Source organism: Halovulum sp. GXIMD14793, from assembly GCF_054457435.1.
Genome location: NZ_JBTLNE010000010.1, coordinates 42,486 through 60,140, shown reverse-complemented (window position 1 = coordinate 60,140; position 17,655 = coordinate 42,486). Strand labels below are relative to the sequence as shown.

The following is a 17,655-nucleotide window of genomic DNA, read 5'->3' as shown; positions in this document are numbered from 1 at the left end:
CGGCGTGATCAGACGCGCTAGATAGCGGGACCAAGGCGAAATCAGGCAATGGAAAGAACATCATGGCGGACAAACCGATCCTTCTTGGCATCTCTGGCTCACTACGGGCGGCATCGTCGAACACGCTGCTGGTGAAAGAGGCGGCCAGGGCCTTTGGCGACTGCGAGTTCCAGTTGGGGGATATTCGTTTCCCGCTTTATGATGGTGATCTTGAGGCTTCGGATGGTGTGCCGCAGGCGGTTATGACGCTGTCAGAGGGTATCAAAGCGGCTGATGCTGTGGTGGTCTCGACCCCGGAGTACAACAAAGCCCTGCCGGGTGTGCTGAAGAATGCGCTGGACTGGCTGAGCAGAACCGGAGAAGGTCCTTTTGAAGGTAAGCCGGTTGCGGTCCTGTCTTCGGCTGCGGGCCGTTCCGGCGGGGAGCGGGCGCAATATTCGCTGCGGCACTGCCTGACGCCGCTGGGCGCACGGGTATTGCCCAAGCCTGAGGTGATGATAGCAGGGGCATCCGGGGCCTTCGATGAGGGCGGACGTCTAAAAGACCCGGCAAGCTATGAGTTTCTTCAGGGTCTGATGCAGGCGCTTAGAGCCGAGACATAACGTTGATCTGGTAGGGTGGGTTTAAACCCACCCTACAGCATTCCCTCGACGTGGTGTGCGAAGGTAGAGCTGGGCGGCAAATCCGGGGCCTTGTCTTCGGCGAAATCAGCCAATTTTTCTCCGACCAACGGAGCAAGGCCAAATCCGATCTTGAACCCACCAAGGGCAGCCAACACGCCAGGCATATCGGGCACCGGTCCCAACAGCGGGTCGCGTCGGCGCGCCTTGGGGCGCAAGCCGGCCCAGCGCGTCAAAACTTTGGCATTGCGGATTGCGGGGCAAAGCCTGCGCGCGCGTTCCGTCACCTCCTCTAGAAGGTCATCCGTCGTTCCGAGATCTGACCAGTCATTCTCGGAGGTGGAGCCAACAGCCGTTCCTCTTTGGCCATGCGGCACCACATACACCCCGTCAGCAAACAGGGTCGGCTTTGTTGAGGGCAGCACTGTATCCAGCAGGGCCGATTGGCCTTTGACCCCCGTACCGATCTCCCTGCCCGGCGCGACCAGGTCAAACCCCGGCACACCGGCGGCAACAATGATCGTATCGGCCTGAATTTCGGACGGGCCAACAACACGGCCGGGCAACACCCCTGCCACCGGCCAGTTCTCGACAATCTCAACCCCGCGCGCCACAGCCGCAGATGCCAATGCCTGACAGGCGGCGATAGGGAAAAGATGCGCCGCCAGGGTATCATGGACAATGCCAAAGGGTGCAGCCTGCGGGGACAACAGATCCGGCGCATGATCCGCTGGATAAACCCGCCATTCCGCGTGTCCCCGCCAAAGCTCCGGGGCGCTTTGTTGGCGCGCCTTTGCATGGATCAATGCGTTTTCGGACAGGATCGGCATTAACCGTCCGTTGCGGCGGTAGCCCGGGTCGCCGTGGTCTGCGATGCGCGCCCAAAACCCCTCGGCCATCATCAGGGCCTCAAACTGAAACGCTTTCTTCGGGTTCCAGGCATCCGGCACATGCGGCGACAGCGCCCCGACGATGCCGCCGGAGGCACCGCTGGCAATCTGCGCCGCCTCAACCAGCCGAACAGACAGGCCACGCCCGGCACAGGCATAGGCACAGGACAGACCGAAAATACCGCCACCGATGACGATGACGTCACGTTTGTCCATTGCCTCCCCCGACTTGCAGCCTATGCTGCGTTGTCCGGGGGTTAGAGCATGAACCACAATACCGCGCCAAGCCTAGAGTGGAAAGACGGCGTGCCGGTCGCAACCCGGTTCGACGATCCGTATTATTCGCTTGGCAACGGGTTGGCGGAAACGGGCCATGTGTTTCTGGATGGCAATGACCTGCCAGCGCGGCTGCGCCTCGGCTTTCATATTGCAGAGCTGGGCTTTGGCACCGGTCTGAACCTGCTGGCGCTATGGTCCATCGCGCCCTGCCCCACCCGGTTCACCAGTTTCGAGGCGTTTCCCATGCCGCGCGACGATATGGCCCGCGCGCTCGCCGCGTTCCCCGAAATTGCCGAACAGGCAGAGATGTTCCTTGAGCGTTGGCGGGATGGCGCAGATCAACTGGAGGCCCCGAACCTTAGCTTTCGCATGATCCGGGGGGATGCCCGTCAAACGCTGCCCGCTTGGACAGACATCGCAGATGCCTGGTTTCTGGATGGCTTCAGCCCAGCCAAAAACCCCGAACTTTGGTCACCGGACTTGATGCGCGAAGTCGCGGGTCACACCGCGCCAGGCGGGACCTTCGCCACCTATACTGCTGCGGGCCATGTGCGCCGTGCGCTGCATGCCGCCGGGTTTGACGTGACCCGAGCGCCCGGTTTCGCCGGCAAACGGCACATGTCGCGTGGGGTGCTGCGATGACGGATAACCGACAGGGGGTCTTTCTGATGCTGGCCACAACGCTGGTCTTTGCCCTGCAGGATGGCGTGTCGCGGCATCTGGCGGACGAATATAACATCCTGACCGTCGTCATGATCCGATACTGGTTCTTCGCCGCCTTTGTCATAGCCCTAAGCGCGCGCCAAAAAGGCGGGCTTGGCCGGGTGATGCAAACAGCGCATCCCTGGCTGCAGATCGGGCGCGGCGTGCTGCTGGTGGCGGAAATCTGCGTCATGGTGCTGGGGTTCGTTTTGCTGGGTCTGGTCGAGGCCCATGCCATTTTTGCTGCTTATCCGCTGATCATCGCCGCATTGTCAGGCCCAGTTCTGGGCGAAAAGGTCGGCTGGCGGCGTTGGGGGGCCATCGGCATCGGCTTTGTCGGCATGCTTCTGATCCTGCGCCCGGGCATCAAGGCCTTCAGCCCGGAGGCACTGATCGCCCTGACCGCTGCCGTCATGTTTGCGGTCTATGGGTTGATGACCCGCTATGTCGGACGCAGGGATAATGCAGCGACCAGCTTTTTCTATACCGGGACATCCGGTGCTGTAGCGATCACACTGATCGCACCGTTCTGGTTTACGCCGATGCAAGGGCTGGAGGATTGGTTCTGGATGGGCGTTCTTTGCATATCCGGCGCGTTGGGACATTACCTGCTGATCCGGGCCTATGAGGTGGCCGAGGCGTCTTCCATTCAGCCACTGGCCTATTTTCAGCTGGTCTTTGCCTCGACCATTGGGATCACCGTCTTTCGCGACACGTTGGAAATCTGGACCCTCGCCGGTGCCGCACTGATCATATCGGCTGGCCTTTATACCGCCTGGCGGACGCATGTCAGAAGCTTACGCCAAGCTCCTTATGAAGACCGATCGGCGTGACTTTGCCTGAGATGCGCATACGATAGACGTGAAGGCTTTCCATGACCCGCATCACATAGTTGCGCGTCTCACCATAAGGAATGTTCTCAATCCACCACAACGAATCGACCTCAGGCGCGCGCGGATCGCCATATTCGGCAATCCAGCGATCAGCCCGGTGCGGACCCGCGTTATAGGCGACCGCCGCCAGGATGATCGACCCGTTATAACGCTCCAGCATATCCGCCAGATACTGCGTCCCAAGCTGCGAGTTATAGCCAGGATCCTGCGTCAGCCGGGCCCGGTCATAGTCGACACCGATCTGCTTGGCGACGTTCTTGGCTGTGGCGGGCATCAACTGCATCAGCCCACGCGCGCCAGCAGGACTGATCGCATAAGGGTTCAACTCGCTTTCCTGCCGGGCGATGGCATTGGCAAGCGCCTGATCCACCGGCAAACGATGGCGCAGAGTATCCGCGATCGGGTAATAGGCATCTGGCTGGACCAGCCCCTTGCGCGCCAGACGTTTGGCAATCTTGACAGCCGCAAAGGGCCGGTCGATCTGGATCGACATCGCGGCCAGCGCAAGGCTGTCATTCACATCCAGACTTTCCTGCACATGCAGGATAAAGCGCTGCATCAGCACATGATCGCCTGCTTCACGCAGCAGCAACGCTGCCCGCACCGGGGTCGAGCGCGCAAAGGGCCGCGATTTCCAGTCCGGCAAACCGCCACTTTTCGCCATCAAAGGATCAACCGGCAGTTTGGCACGCTCTGCCGCTAACTGACCATAAAAACTGGTCTGATAGGCCGCACCATAACCATAGGCGGATTTCGCCGCACCGCTATTGCCCTCTGCCTCGTAGGCGCGACCCAGCCAATAGCCTGCACGGCCCAGGGAAATCGGCGTTTCCACCGCCAGACGGAAGCGTTCGAAATGCGCGACCGCCCGCTCGGTCTTGCCCAGATATGTCAGGGCGATGTAGCCCGACAGCCATTCCAGTTCGGCAAAACTGGACCCTTCGGTCAGAAAATGCTGGCTGGCCAGATTATAGGCTGTTGTCACACGGCCCTGCCGCATGGCCCGATGGGCCAGCAGGCGGCGGCGATAGGCCCAGGCCTCGGGTCGGCCTAATGCTTCCTTACTGACCGAGCGCTCCTTAAGGAGGGTTTCGGAGGGATCATAGCGATCCTTGCGCATCCGCCAGGCGAACCGATCATGCGCAAGCCCGGCATCGCCCTGCAATTTCGCCGGGACAGCCTTGATCAAGGCATCCACGCCGTTCTTTTCAAGCTGCAAAGCAATGCGTGCCTTGGCCAGCGCAGCCCTGTCTTTGCCGACCAGCGGCAGCATCGCCTCGGCTTCTTTGGTGTGACCCTCCCACAGCAGATTATCCAGCCGTGTTGCATGATGCGGTTTCAGCACCTTGCCATAGGCTTGCAAAAAGGCCGCCTGCTCTGCCTGGGTCAACCGTTTCTCGGTCCAGGCACCAATCACCGTCCGTTTCGCAAGTTCCGTATTCTGAGTAGATACCAGCAGCAGCGCGCCCCGCCCGGTCTGCGGTGCGCCAGAGCGGAAAAAGCGTTGTTTCGCCTCCGTCGGCAGGTCGGTGGGCATCACCGCTTCGGCCCGGCGACGCATCAGCGCCAGCCCTGGCCAATCGGGATTGCGTCTTAGGAAATCGGTGTAATCGGCCCAGCTCCCCTGCCCGGCGCGCAACTGATGCCAGGTCACCAGATCAAGCGCCACCTGATCACGGGTTTCGCGCGCGGCTTCCCGCGCAAGCGGATAATCGCGCTGCGCAATCGCATCCATCATTCGGATCAGCGTATCGCGGTCTGCCGACTGTGCGGCACCTGCAACAAGGCACAAAAGCGCCCACAAAAGCGGTCTGTATCGCATTCTGTCTAACCTGCTCTGGTCCTGGCCGGTTATCCGGCTCCGTTTGAGGGGACTTTAGCACGAGTAAGCACGCGCGTCTGCACCCTTATCCTTGCCGCCCGATCAAAGCGCCGTTAGGTTGCGCGGCGCATCAATGGTGGTGCGTCAAATGGAGTTTCAGTCATGTTTCGTGGATCAATCCCCGCCCTTATCACCCCGTTCCGAAACGGTGCCGTGGATGAGAAGGCGCTGAAGGACCTGGTCGACTGGCATGTCGAGGAAGGCTCCAGCGGGATTGTTGCGGTTGGCACCACTGCCGAAAGCCCGACGCTGAGCCATGAAGAACATGAATATTGCATCGAGGTGATCGTAAAACAGGCTGCCGGGCGCATCCCTGTGATTGCCGGTGCGGGATCCAACAACACGGCAGAATCGATCCGTTTTGTCGAGCACGCCAAGAAAGTCGGCGCCGATGGTCTGCTGGTCGTCACGCCCTACTACAACAAGCCCAGCCAGCGCGGCCTTTATGCCCATTACAAGGCCCTGAACGACGCAACATCACTGCCGATCCTGATCTATAACATCCCTGGCCGCTCGGTCATCGACATGACGCCGGAAACGATGGGGCAACTGGCAAAGCTGCCGAATATCGCAGGCGTAAAAGATGCCACTGGCGATGTCGGCCGTGTTTCGGACCAGCGCGCCACCTGCGGGGCGGATTTCATTCAGCTCTGCGGCAATGATGACGTCGCTTTGGGCTTCAACGCCCATGGCGGCGTCGGCTGTATCTCGGTGACCGCCAATATCGCCCCGCGCCTTTGTGCCGAATTTCAATCGGCTATGGCCAAGGGTGACTTCGCCACGGCCGCCACCTATCAGGACCGCCTGTTGCCCCTGCACCGCGCCTGCTTTGCCGAACCAAATCCCTGCCCCGTCAAGTTCGGGATGTCCGAACTTGGCCTGTGCACAGACGAAGTCCGCTCCCCGCTGGTTGGTGTTGAGGATAGCACAAAAGACATGATGCGCGCCGCAATGCGGCATGCCGACTTGGTAAATTAGGGCGCTTACGGTTTTCCGATTGGGCCGCTTCGTAAAATCCGCGACAAAAATGCCCCGGTGGATATGATCGACCTGCAGCAAAGTTCTCTTTCTTGCGGTGTTGCTGTATTGAGGGATGATGATATCGACCGAGCTTTGTGGCGCCCCGCTGAGACAGGCAGATGACACGCACCGCCAATCAACCCAAGCGCCGCGATCTGTGGTTCACATTGTTTCTGTTTGCTTGCGTGGTGATCAGTTTGATCGTGCTGGCCTTTGCCACCGGATGGGAGGAGGCACTGGCCTCCCTGCAGCGGATCGGGTTGCAGCAATTTCTGATTCTGCTGGCGCTGGCATTCTTTAACTACCTGCTGCGCGCTTTGCGCTGGCATCTGTTCACCCTGCGGCTGGAGATACCTTCGGGGCTTGCGACAGACCTGCGGCATTATCTGGGCGGGCTGGCGATGACCGTAACCCCGGGGCGTTTGGGGGAATTGGTGCGGTTGCGCTGGCTGCGGCAAGAGACCGGCTTGGCTTTGGAACGCACGGCCCCTCTGGCACTTGTGGATCGCGCAGCCGACCTCGCAGCCATCGGACTGCTATTGGCATTATGTCTGGCCTTGGGTGCCTCAGGTGGCGGCGCAGGTATCCCTGTGGCCATTGCTGCGGTGCTGGTGGCGCTGATGGTGACAAGGTCCAGCCTGGCGGTTTGGGGCGTAACCCGGATGTGGAAAATTGTTGGGCGCTGGCCGCGTCTGTTTGCCAAGCTGCGGCAGGCGGCCCGGACCCTGGCCCCATTTTCCGAAGCCCGTGTGCTTTGGCCTGCGCTGTTGCTTGGTGGCATCGGTTGGTTCGCAGAGGGCTATTCTTTCCATTTGCTGCTGGTTTGGCTGGGGTCAGATATCGGCCTTTGGACCGCCGTGGCGATTTTCATCATCGCGACGCTGGGCGGCGGCGCCACCGGCGCGCCGGGCGGCCTTGGCGGGGCCGAGGTGGCAATGGTTGCCCTCCTGTCCGTGCAAGGCGTGCCGTTGGAGGTATCTCTGCCCGCAACAGCGATTATCCGCCTGACAACGCTATGGTTTGCTATTGCCATCGGAACCGTTGTATTCCCATTTGCAACACGTAGCGCCGCAAGAGGAACCTATGCCTCTCAAACATGATACTTATACCGGCTGGGGTCGGGTTCTGACCGCCACCGGCGATATCGCTCGGCCCGAGCGCGGTCTTTCCTCGGCTGCCGGACCAGCTCAAGGCAATCGCCGCTCTTACGGGGATGCCGCCCTGAATAATGACGGTGTGATCACCGACATGACCCGGATGGACCGGTTTCTATCGTTTGATGCCGAAGCCGGGCTGCTGGAGGCCGAGGCCGGTATCAAACTGTCCGAAATTTTGCGTCTGCTTGCGCCAAAGGGCTGGATGCCAGCCGTCCTGCCGGGAACAGCACACGCAACGCTGGGTGGGGCCATCGCATCGGATGTGCATGGCAAGAACCATCATGCGGCGGGCAGCTTTGGCGAGCATGTGGAAAGCCTAACCCTGATAGGGGCTGACGGCACCAATCAGACCGTTTTGCCGGACACGGCGCTTTTTCGGGCCACCGTCGGCGGCATGGGGCAGACCGGTATCATTGCCAGCGCCAAGATCAAGCTGGCCCCGTGCCCGTCAGGTTTCGTGGAACTGACAGAGCGGCGCATCAATGCACTGACCGATTTTCTGGCAGCGTTCGATGCGTCCGAGGCACCGTTCAATGTCGGCTGGATCGATGCGACCGCCAAGGGCGAGTATATGGGCCGCGGCATTCTGGAAGAGGCGCATTTCGGCGCATCGAAAGAACCGTATCATCCCAAACTGGATCGCCGCTCGGTGCCCTTCAACGCGCCCCGCTTTGCAATGGCAAAACCAATCGTGAAGATGTTCAATACTATGTATTGGCGGCGTGTGCCCGAGGGCGGACGGATCAAGTCACGCAGCCTCGATAAGTTGTTCTTTCCGCTTGACGGAATCAGCGACTGGAACCGGCTTTACGGCAAACGCGGGTTTCATCAGTTTCAATGCGTGGTACCGTTTGAACCTGCACCGGATGTACTGCGCGATATGCTGCAGGCCATCGGTGAATCGGGCCTTGCCTCGCCGCTCGCCGTGCTGAAAAAGCTGGGGGCTGGCCGCGCTGGTATGTTGTCTTTCCCGATGGAAGGCTACACGCTCGCGGTCGATTTCCCCAACCGCGACACGGCGCGCGATCTGGTCAAGCGGCTGATCGACATGACCAAGGCGGCCGAGGGCCGGATTTACTTCACCAAGGATTCGCTGGCAACGGCAGCGCAGGTGGCGGGTATGTATCCTGAAATGGATGACTGGCGCGCCGCGGTCCGCGATGCTGACCCCAAGGGCACCTTTGTCACAGACCTTGTCCGTCGGCTTGAGCTAAGGGGTGAAGCATGAACGAGATCTGGATCATCCTTGGCGCATCCTCAGCCATGGCGCGTGCCCTTGCCCGCCGCAAGGCTGAGGCGGGTGCCTCTCTTATTCTGGCAGGCCGGGATCAGGACGATCTGGCGAAATCCGCTGCCGACCTGACCGTGCGCGGGACAGCGGATATTACGCCAATGCGCTTTGACACAAGGGATGCTACGACATTCGGGCCAATTATCGACGCCGCAAGAACGCATGACGGTCAGATCGGTATTGCTGTGTTTGCCGGTTCTATGCCGCCACAGGAAGAGGTCGAGGCCGATGCCGCTCTGATGGATGGCGTCGTAACTGACAATTTTGCGGGCCTTGCGCGATTCCTTCTACAGGCCGCGCCGGTTCTGGAAGATCGCGGTGCGGGCCAGATCGTTGCTGTCAGTTCGGTTGCCGGGGATCGCGGGCGCTTGAAAAACTATGCCTATGGCGCGGCCAAGGCCGGGTTTCAGACTTTTGCTGCAGGGTTGCGGAACCGGTTGGGTCGCAAGGGTGTGCATGTGTTGACGGTAAAGCCGGGTTTTGTGGATACAGCCATGACCTGGGGCCTGAATGGCATGTTCCTGGTTGCCAGCCCGGATGATGTGGCACGTGACATCGAAAAGGGTCTGCGCAAGAAGCGCAACGTGATCTACACGCCCTGGTTCTGGATTGGCATAATGGGGATCATCCGAACCATCCCGGAGCGGATCTTCAAAAAGCTGCAGGTATGAAGGAGGGTGGGTTTCACCCACCCTACAAGTGAGGTTGCGTGTAGGGTGGGTGAAACCCACCCCCGCCAGATGTCATACTGCCCAAACCAAAGTGATCATTGCGATAGCTATTAAAGCAAGGCCGAACTTGTCTCGCAGCGCAAACTCGATGGGGTCATAGGCCTGACTGCCCATCCACCCCGTCCAGATCATACGTGTCAGCCAAAGAGCCAAGGGCAAAACCGCCAACCTCAATTGCCAAGCACTATAATAAAGCACCTGGGCGACGCTCGAATAGCTATAGCCGACAAACACGGCACAACTGGCAATCCCTGCAAGAATGGCAACATTCAACAAATCTCCGCGATCGGATTTGCTGTATTTCCGCCCGGGCACCGGCCCGTCCGTCGTCGCTTTCGCCAGTTCTGTTAGCCGCTTCACGCAGGCCAATGTAAGGAAAAGTGGAAAGATAAACCCGATCAACCAACCCGAAGCTGGCACACCGGTCGCCACCGCGCCTGCCACCACCCGCAACGTATAAAGCCCGGCCAGGGTTGCAATATCGACCCAGCGCGCTCGCTTCAGACGCATTGAATAAGCGAGGGTCAAAACAATATAGAAACCAATGACAATGAACATCGCCCAGCCCAACAGCGCTGCTATGGTCAGCGCAAACAAGCCCAGTGCTACACTGGCTGCCATACCAACCCGGATCGGCACGCGCCCGGCCGCAAAGATGCGCTTGCATTTCGTCGGATGCGCCCGATCTGCATCGATATCCGTCAGATCATTGACCAGATAGATCGCACTGGCGGCCGCTGAGTAGCTGACAAAGCCCAGCACCACAGCCAAGATCGACCAGACATCTGCTGTATGTGCCGCGATCAGTGGCAGCACCATCAGAATGTTCTTTATCCATTGTCGCGGCCGCAACCCACGCCATAAGTCAATCCAGCGCCAGCGGCTGCCGATCACCTCAGGTGCCAGACCGGCTTCTTCCAGTTTGCCCGGCAGGGCCTCTGACGGGCGCGCAACCAGGCACTTTCGCGCCTTCTGCCAGACGGGGATATCCTTGAGACTGTCACCGACATAGTCAAAGCCACTCTCACCATAGCGCTCGACAAGCGCGGCGGCCTTTTCCTCACCACTCAGATTGGTGTTTTCATCTGACGTCAGAACAGCATCGAAGCCGCCGATATGCTCAGCGATTGGTTCGACCAGCACTTTGGTCGAGGCCGTGGCCAGCACGACCTCCCGCCCTTCGGCGGCGGCTGCATGGCAGACGGCTAAGATTTCCTCATCCACAGGTTGGGTCGTCGGCTCGCTTTGGGCGAGGGTCGCAAGATCTACCTTCAGTCGCGCGCGGTCGCCCCAGTTTTTCCACACAATTTGTAACGTCCCCAGTGGATCGCTGCCCATGCCTTTCCAGAAACACTCATAGAGCAGATCGGTGCGCAAAAGCGTGTCGTCGAGATCGACAACCAGCGGCACCTTGCTCTCATCGGGATCGGACATCACTGAGACGCAATCTTGAGCCCGGCGAACAGGCAGCCATCAGTGGCACGGACTGGCGGGATCATGCACATCATGCGTGCACGTTCCCAGGCTGCGACCACTTTAGGCACATAGCCCCGGGTTTCTTTGTAATTTGGAACACCACCATTCCTATCCACCGCACCTTCACCAGCGTTATACGCGGCCAGAGCCAGCACTGCATCACCGTCGAACCGGTCCAGAAGAAAGTCCAGATACTTCACACCACCGGCAATATTCTGCGCCGGATCGGTTCTTTTCTCTACACCGAAGCGTTTCGCAGTAGCGGGCATGAGTTGCATAAGCCCCGCCGCCCCCGCTTTGCTGACTGCTTCCGGATTGCCGGCACTTTCTGTTGAGATGACAGCAACAACAAGCGCAGGAGACACCTGAGTACCCGATGTCGCTTTCAGGATATCAACGCCATAAGCGTCCACAATCTTGCGCAGCCGCTGCGATGAAGGGAACAGCGGTTTAGCCTGATCAGGCGCACCCGCAAGCACAGCCCCTGCCAATACCAACTTGCCAAAACCCCGGTCCCTCAGGTCTGGGGAAACATTGGCCCAGAACCAGTCATCACTTTGGGCATAGACCGGTTTCGGTACAGGCTTCTCTTCCTCATCGGGCAGGTCGATGACATGATCGAGAACGCGCTTCACCTCTTTAGGCGGTTCCACCTGGATGGAAATCAGTCGCTTGGCACCAGTCGACGGGAGCGGAGTGACTCGCTTGAATGTAAAGCCGCCTGGCGGCTCCTCGGCTTTCACTGGATATGGCAACAAACATGCCGCTGCCAACACCGCTATGGTGATGTTTTTACAAATCACTGCTTCTGCCTCATTCTTATGGACTTTGAACCAGTCCATTTTTTATGATTCTATCGAGGCCTCATTCTCAGGCAAGCGTTTCCTGATTTACTGCTACGATTGCACATTTGGGGGCAGATTCGCATGTATTTTGCCCCAAAAGAACTGTTCAAAAATCTAAAAATGCCGGATTCGGAAAAATTTACATATATTTATCAAACACTTAAATCCACAAGGCGCATGATGCAAAAAAGACACGATTTCTGTCCAATTTCCGCCCGAATTGGCCTGTTAATTCTCAAGTGTTCGCTGAGAAGCCTTTCGGTCGCGGATGACCGTGGCCAGCAAGGTGGACGTAAATCTTGTGGATTTCCTTTGGAGGGAAAGAATATGAAACTGTTCAAGCTGAAAAAGACCTTCGTCGAAGATGAAGATGGTGCAGTAACCGTAGACTGGGTTGTTCTGACCGCAGCTATCGTTGGTATCGCTGTTGCCGTTATCGCCCTGCTGCGCGACGGTATCAAAGAAGCTGCTACCGACATCTATCAAGAGCTGACCGGCGCGATCAACTGATCGAAGCTGCGACTTAGCGTCGAGTTGATTCAGGTCTCCTGAATTTTGATTTAGAAGGGCGGCTGGTTGCCGCCCTTTTTGTGTCAAGCTGGTCTGGAAACTTGATTTTAACTGGCGTTACTTCCGTCTGGCGTTTTGCTCAAGATGCCTCGTAGCTTTTGACGATGAGGCAAAATTAAGCTTGTGGATGTTCCTTGGAGGTAACAAATATGAAGCTGTTCAAACTTAAGAAAACCTTTGTCGAAGACGAGGGTGCGGTGACTGTTGACTGGGTCGTATTGACTGCCGCTATCGTAGTCATTGCTGTCGCTGTCGTTTTGCTGCTACGGGACGGCGTGAAAGAAGCCGCAACGGATATATATAACGAGCTGACTAAGGCGTGATCTTAGCGCAACTCGCGAAACACCTGAGGCCTCACACATCATCTAACGCGTTAAAATTTCGGGTTTCAGCCCGCGTTAGATGCTTCAGGTTTTTCACAAAACGCTATAAGCTCTTTGTCACTGCTTCAAAAGGGTGGTGCTGGCCACTCTTTTGAAAACAGTGCTCCGCGTATGTTGATATCCTTCCAATCGTCTTTTCGGTTAATCCGACCGTTCACCGCATTCGTCTTGATATCTCGACAAAGACACGAGACTCAGACTATAGTGCCCTTTGGAGACTTGCGCTTTGCGCAGGGCTAAATCAAGTTTGAAAGGCTAGACACCCCATGCGTATCGTCTTCGCTTTGGTATTTCTGATCGGCATAGGCATTGCCGGATTTGCCACATATCTTGGAATGGATCATTTCAAGAAAGTTCAGGCAGATAACCACAGGCTACAAGCCCGCGCCGACCTTGTCGTTGATACGACGCCTGTCATTCTTGCTGCGACCAATCTTCGTTATGGCCAGCAGTTGAAGAAAGAGCACGTGAAAGAGGTGCAGTTTCCGGTAAAAGCCGTGCCCGAAAACAGCTTCACCTCAATGGAAGACCTCTTTGGCGACGAGGATACAGCCCCTCGCGCCATTTTGCGAACCATTGAAGAAGGTGAATTGATCACCGCGACGAAAGTCACCAAGTTTGGTCAGGACGCAGGTGTTTCGTCCAGCCTGTCCCGTGGCATGCGCGCCTTTACTATCAAAGTTGATGTGACAACAGGTGTATCAGGTTTTTTGCAGCCCGGTGACCGCGTAGACATCTACTGGTCTGGTCGCAAGGGCGGTGGCGGTATTAATGGCGGTGGCGCGCCTGTTACCAAGCTTATTCTCGAAGGCGTCGACCTGATCGCTATCGACCAAAGCGCTGATCAGGATGCCAAACGCCCAACCGTCGCCCGCACCGTGACCGTAGAAGTCTCCCCGCTTGTTGTCGCAACTCTCGCACAGGCCCAAGCTACGGGGCGTCTGTCGCTCGCTTTGCGAGGCGCAGAAGAAGAGACGATCATTGGTGAGATTCTTGAAGTGAAGCAGGAAGACCTTCTTGGCATTGAAGAAGTCGTTGTTGAAGAAGAGAAGAAGTGCTTCCAGAACGTTCGCCGCGGCGTTGAGGTTATTAAACAAGAAGTGGCCTGTCCCACCGAGTGATTTTGGCTCTAAAAAGCAAGGCGAAAACAACAGGTGTGACTTATCCACATCAATTCGCGCGTATAACACTTTGATTCTTGTGTTAATTTAAAAACTCTCGCACTTTCGTAGTTGCACCCCTGCTGCATGAACGGTCGGGGGCACTACACAAGTGGTTTTTGAGAGGCAGGAATCATGACTTGGAACCAAATGATAAAGGCAGGCCTTCTTGGTTTTGCTTTGTCAGCACCTCTTGTTGCGCCTGCAAGCGCACAAAGCGTGCTGCAAGTACTTCGGGGGGCAACCTCCAACAGCATTAGCGTCGCGGTAAATCGCGCCGTTGTTATGGAAGCGGATCGTCCCTTTGCGGAACTGTCAGTCGCCAATCCCGGCATTGCAGATATCGCAACACTGGGCGAGCGCACCATCTACGTTCTGGGCAAGACGCCCGGTCGTACAACCCTGACTATCCTTGGTCAGGAAGGTGAGCTGATCACCAACGTGGACGTTCGTGTCAGCCCAGATCTGGCTGAATTCAAAGAGCGTCTGCGCGACATCCTTCCGAACGAGCCAATTGAGGTCCGCACAGCAAATGACGGCATCGTGCTGTCTGGCCGTGTCTCGGGTGCTCGTAAAGTATCTCGTGCGCTGGAACTGGCCGAGCGTTATGCGCCGGGCCGCGTAACCAACCTGATGATGGTCGGTGGTACCCAGCAGGTGATGCTGAAGGTACGGTTTGCAGAGATGAGCCGTAGTGTTGCTAAGTCGATTGATGCGAGCATTGGTCTGAGCATTGCTGGAACTGGTTTAGCTTTTGGTGCAAAGAATGCCACGGCTGGGGTCAATCTCACCAATGGAACCGCTACTTTTCAACCAGAAAGCCGGGGCGGTGTTGCAGCTGGCTTCGACGTTGGCAATCTGGCAGTCAACGCTATGCTGGAAGCGTTGGAGACAAAAGGCATGGTCCGCACACTTGCTGAACCAAACCTTGTCGCGGTTTCAGGTGAAGAAGCAACTTTCTTAGCAGGCGGGGAATTTCCGGTTGTTGCTCGCAGCGATGATGGAGAAACTACCGTCCAGTTTAAGGAGTTCGGGATACGGTTGATCTTTACACCAACTGTTATAGATGGAAAGCTGATCCGTCTTGCATTGGAAACAGAAGTAAGCTCGATCGACACAGCGGTTAGTATTGCCGGTTTCCCGGGACTTAGTGTTCGGCGAGCTGCGACATCCGTTGAGATGCGTGACGGTCAGAGTTTCGCAATCGCAGGTCTTCTGCAAGATGATTTCACCGACTCGATCGGTCAGGTTCCATGGCTGGGGGATATTCCAGTTCTGGGAGCACTGTTCCGTTCTACAAGTTACCAGCGCAAACAAAGTGAGTTGGTGATTATCATTACACCGCACCTCGTGACCCCAACAGACGGCGACGTGCTTGCACTGCCGACCGACCGGGTTCGCGTTCCGACCGAGATGGAGCTGTTCTGGAATGGCCGAGTCGAGGGTTCAACAGTGGCTCAGGATGTCGCCAAGCAAGACTTCCAGGGCTCCTACGGCTACGTGATGGAGTGAAATCGATGAAAAGCACATTGCTTAAATCAACCGCGGCCATCGGCTTCTTGCTTCTGGCAGGCTGCGAAGGCCAAGTCGCCGGGGACCTGTCCACGTCGTCTGCCTTCGGCGGCGCGACGACCAACAACCAGGTTGCCCAGTCGGCCTATCTTTCCGGTGGCGTGCTTGCCAAGCTGTCGGAAAACTTCCGGGCCAGCGCGCCAGACATGATCAACTTTGCGTTCAACAGTTCGCAACTTGATGAGCAGGCGCGCGCATCTCTGGATCAACAGGCTGCTTGGATCCGTACCAACCCATACGTCAAGTTCCGTGTTTACGGACACACCGACAAGGTTGGTTCCAACGGCTACAACAAGGCCCTTGGCCTGCGCCGTGCACGTGCAGTGGTCAACTATCTGGTTGCCCGCGGTGTACAGCGCGACAAGCTGGAAGCGGTGGCATCCTACGGCGAGACCCGCCCACTGGTGCCAACCAACAACCGCGAACGGCTGAACCGCCGTACAGTCACTGAAGTAATCGGAGTAGCTCGCGGCTATGCTGGCGGTGACTTCGATGGCAAGGTAGCCGATAACATCTACACAAACTATGCAACCGAGGCTTCGCCCACAGTTGCTTCTACTGGTGCGGTTAGCGAGGGCGAATAAGGCTCTCAAGCACCATAAGCCACTTCAACTAACCGCCGGATGCAAATCCGGCGGTTTTTTGATGCGCGAATCTAAAACGCTGCACAAAAGACAATTCCCCGATCGTCGGCGACTCTCCGCCGACTGAAGGCAGCTGAAACAACAACACGTGATACTGAAGCCTCACTTTCGCCATTTTCTTTGCAAAATCTGAATAATTGTTGGGGCTTGTAGCAGAATGATCGTGTATATTAGCCCATGCTTGACCTACACTGTTTGATGCTGAAACCTGTGGCCCCTGTCACGGTCCGGACAGTCCAGCTTCGACAAAGTGGGTAAATAGGCCGTGGCGACAGGCTTCTAATGTATGAGGATCACTGATGGCGTTGTTGAAGGCGAAACCAGAGGAAGTCGAGATTTACTCGATTGCCTCCCGGCACGAGGATTTCCCGGCCCTGACCGAGGACCTGAACCGGGAGCTGGCAGGGCGTTGGGCTCCGCTGGATCTGGCAAAGGGCGAGGCGACGATCAAGGCGGGTATCGGTCCTGATCTGGAAATTGCCATTGTTGCCGTCAGCAACATCGACGAGGCTGATCTGACGCCGGCAGCACGTGTGGTACAGGCCGCACGAGACCACGGGCTGAAAGTTCTGCTCGTGGCTAAAGACATTTCGCCCACCGGTCTGCACCAGCTGCTTCGGGTCGGCGCGGATGATTTCGCCCCTTATCCGCTTCCGGATGGCGCACTGACCGATTCCATTGCGCGTATGCGCAGCAAGTTCACCGCGACACCGCGTGACGAAGCTACCTCCTCAGGAGGCAAAAACCGTCATGGCGTGATTATGCCTGTTTATGGCGTGGCGGGCGGCGTTGGCGCCTCAACCTTCGCGGTCAATCTGGCCTGGGAGTTGTCGCTGATGACCAAGAAGACCGACAAGCGCGTAGCGCTGTTGGACTTCAACTTTCAGTATGGGTCCATTTCGACATATCTGGACCTGCCCCGGCGCGAAGCGATCTACGAACTGATCTCCGATCCGTCGGCGATTGATCATGATTCGCTCAGTCAGGCCCTTACATCCTATAAAACACGGCTTGCGGTGCTGACCGCACCGATGGACGCGCTGCCACTGGACATTATCGCCCCCGAAGATGTCACAAGAATCTTGGAAATTGCCAAATCCTCCTACGACTTTGTTGTCGTCGATATGCCTCAGGCCCTGGTCCACTGGTCAGACAATGTTCTTCGCATGGCTGAAACCTTCTTTGCAGTGATGGAGATCGACATGCGTTCGGCTCAGAACTGCCTGCGGTTCCTGCGCGCCCTTAAGGCTGAGGATCTGCCCTACGAAAAAGTCCAGTTTGCGCTTAACCGCGCCCCGGGCTTCACTGACCTGAATGGCAAGGCACGGGCCAAGCGCCTGGCAGAAAGTCTTGGGGTTGAGGTCAACATCATGCTGCCTGAGGGCGGCAAGCAAGTGCAATCCAGCGGCGATGAGGGGGCTCCGCTCGCTGAAAGTCATCCGAAAAACGTGTTGCGGAAAGAATATCGCAACATTGCGGAATCAATCTACGAAGCCGTGGTGGCCGATAAGGCCGCTGTCGCGCTTTGATTTGCTAGAGG

Annotated in this window: 17 protein-coding genes; 13 read left to right on the top strand and 4 right to left on the bottom strand. The window is 57.4% G+C overall.

The features are described from left to right. Positions 1-62: 62 nt before the first annotated feature. The gene (locus ACW9UQ_RS04150) at positions 63-602 is read left to right on the top strand and encodes an NADPH-dependent FMN reductase (protein WP_458929738.1); all 540 of its coding nucleotides are present in this window, start codon (positions 63-65) and stop codon (positions 600-602) included. A gap of 32 nt (positions 603-634) precedes the next feature. Here ACW9UQ_RS04150 and ACW9UQ_RS04145 read toward each other — a convergent pair whose 3' ends face one another. Next, positions 635-1,726 (bottom strand): NAD(P)/FAD-dependent oxidoreductase, encoded by a 1,092-nt coding sequence (locus tag ACW9UQ_RS04145; protein WP_458929737.1) that lies wholly within the window; start codon positions 1,724-1,726, stop codon positions 635-637. A gap of 48 nt (positions 1,727-1,774) precedes the next feature. Between ACW9UQ_RS04145 and mnmD the strand changes: the two genes are divergently transcribed. Then, positions 1,775-2,431 carry a tRNA (5-methylaminomethyl-2-thiouridine)(34)-methyltransferase MnmD gene (gene mnmD, locus ACW9UQ_RS04140; RefSeq protein WP_458929736.1) on the top strand — a complete coding sequence of 219 codons (657 nt, stop codon included), beginning with the start codon at positions 1,775-1,777 and terminating at the stop codon, positions 2,429-2,431. After that, the gene (locus ACW9UQ_RS04135; protein WP_458929735.1) at positions 2,428-3,324 is read left to right on the top strand and encodes a DMT family transporter; all 897 of its coding nucleotides are present in this window, start codon (positions 2,428-2,430) and stop codon (positions 3,322-3,324) included. Before mnmD ends, ACW9UQ_RS04135 begins: the two co-directional genes overlap by 4 nt. On the opposite strand, the gene ACW9UQ_RS04130 is transcribed toward ACW9UQ_RS04135, so the two are convergent. Continuing rightward, positions 3,281-5,206 (bottom strand): lytic transglycosylase domain-containing protein, encoded by a 1,926-nt coding sequence (locus ACW9UQ_RS04130; protein WP_458929734.1) that lies wholly within the window; start codon positions 5,204-5,206, stop codon positions 3,281-3,283. The two genes, ACW9UQ_RS04135 and ACW9UQ_RS04130, sit on opposite strands and share 44 nt — an antisense overlap. A gap of 162 nt (positions 5,207-5,368) precedes the next feature. On the opposite strand from ACW9UQ_RS04130, the gene dapA reads away from it, so the two are divergent. The 4 genes from dapA to ACW9UQ_RS04110 all read left to right on the top strand — a co-directional run bounded on the left by dapA (position 5,369) and on the right by ACW9UQ_RS04110 (position 9,405). Beyond that, the gene (gene dapA / locus ACW9UQ_RS04125; RefSeq protein ID WP_458929733.1) at positions 5,369-6,244 is read left to right on the top strand and encodes a 4-hydroxy-tetrahydrodipicolinate synthase; all 876 of its coding nucleotides are present in this window, start codon (positions 5,369-5,371) and stop codon (positions 6,242-6,244) included. A 161-nt stretch (positions 6,245-6,405) separates the two neighbouring features. Further along, positions 6,406-7,386: a lysylphosphatidylglycerol synthase transmembrane domain-containing protein gene (locus ACW9UQ_RS04120; protein WP_458929732.1), complete on the top strand. Its 981-nt coding sequence runs from the start codon at positions 6,406-6,408 to the stop codon at positions 7,384-7,386. Next, positions 7,370-8,671: an FAD-binding oxidoreductase gene (locus tag ACW9UQ_RS04115; protein WP_458929731.1), complete on the top strand. Its 1,302-nt coding sequence runs from the start codon at positions 7,370-7,372 to the stop codon at positions 8,669-8,671. Before ACW9UQ_RS04120 ends, ACW9UQ_RS04115 begins: the two co-directional genes overlap by 17 nt. Further along, positions 8,668-9,405, top strand: a complete 738-nt coding sequence (locus ACW9UQ_RS04110) for an SDR family NAD(P)-dependent oxidoreductase (protein WP_458929730.1) — start codon at positions 8,668-8,670, stop codon at positions 9,403-9,405. The genes ACW9UQ_RS04115 and ACW9UQ_RS04110 overlap by 4 nt, the downstream gene beginning before the upstream one ends. A gap of 72 nt (positions 9,406-9,477) precedes the next feature. Here ACW9UQ_RS04110 and ACW9UQ_RS04105 read toward each other — a convergent pair whose 3' ends face one another. Both ACW9UQ_RS04105 and ACW9UQ_RS04100 read right to left on the bottom strand, forming a co-directional pair. Next, positions 9,478-10,899 carry a UbiA family prenyltransferase gene (locus ACW9UQ_RS04105; RefSeq protein ID WP_458929729.1) on the bottom strand — a complete coding sequence of 474 codons (1,422 nt, stop codon included), beginning with the start codon at positions 10,897-10,899 and terminating at the stop codon, positions 9,478-9,480. Continuing rightward, positions 10,899-11,783 (bottom strand): lytic transglycosylase domain-containing protein, encoded by an 885-nt coding sequence (locus ACW9UQ_RS04100; protein ID WP_458929728.1) that lies wholly within the window; start codon positions 11,781-11,783, stop codon positions 10,899-10,901. The genes ACW9UQ_RS04105 and ACW9UQ_RS04100 overlap by 1 nt, the downstream gene beginning before the upstream one ends. 84 nt (positions 11,784-11,867) lie before the next feature. Between ACW9UQ_RS04100 and ACW9UQ_RS04095 the strand changes: the two genes are divergently transcribed. From ACW9UQ_RS04095 to ACW9UQ_RS04070, 6 genes are all read left to right on the top strand, one after another. Next, a complete protein-coding gene (locus tag ACW9UQ_RS04095; protein WP_458929727.1) occupies positions 11,868-12,296 on the top strand; it encodes a hypothetical protein in 429 nt (142 codons plus the stop codon). Positions 12,297-12,505: 209 nt separating this feature from the next. Next, complete coding sequence (locus ACW9UQ_RS04090) at positions 12,506-12,679, top strand: pilus assembly protein (protein ID WP_458929726.1); 174 nt, start codon at positions 12,506-12,508, stop codon at positions 12,677-12,679. Between the two features lie 326 nt (positions 12,680-13,005). Then, a complete protein-coding gene (gene cpaB / locus ACW9UQ_RS04085; RefSeq protein WP_458929725.1) occupies positions 13,006-13,860 on the top strand; it encodes a Flp pilus assembly protein CpaB in 855 nt (284 codons plus the stop codon). A gap of 174 nt (positions 13,861-14,034) precedes the next feature. After that, positions 14,035-15,411, top strand: a complete 1,377-nt coding sequence (locus ACW9UQ_RS04080) for a type II and III secretion system protein family protein (RefSeq protein ID WP_458929724.1) — start codon at positions 14,035-14,037, stop codon at positions 15,409-15,411. 5 nt (positions 15,412-15,416) lie between these two features. Beyond that, positions 15,417-16,055: an OmpA family protein gene (locus ACW9UQ_RS04075; RefSeq protein ID WP_458929723.1), complete on the top strand. Its 639-nt coding sequence runs from the start codon at positions 15,417-15,419 to the stop codon at positions 16,053-16,055. 359 nt (positions 16,056-16,414) lie between these two features. After that, positions 16,415-17,644, top strand: a complete 1,230-nt coding sequence (locus tag ACW9UQ_RS04070; RefSeq protein ID WP_458929722.1) for an AAA family ATPase — start codon at positions 16,415-16,417, stop codon at positions 17,642-17,644. Positions 17,645-17,655: the final 11 nt, after the last annotated feature.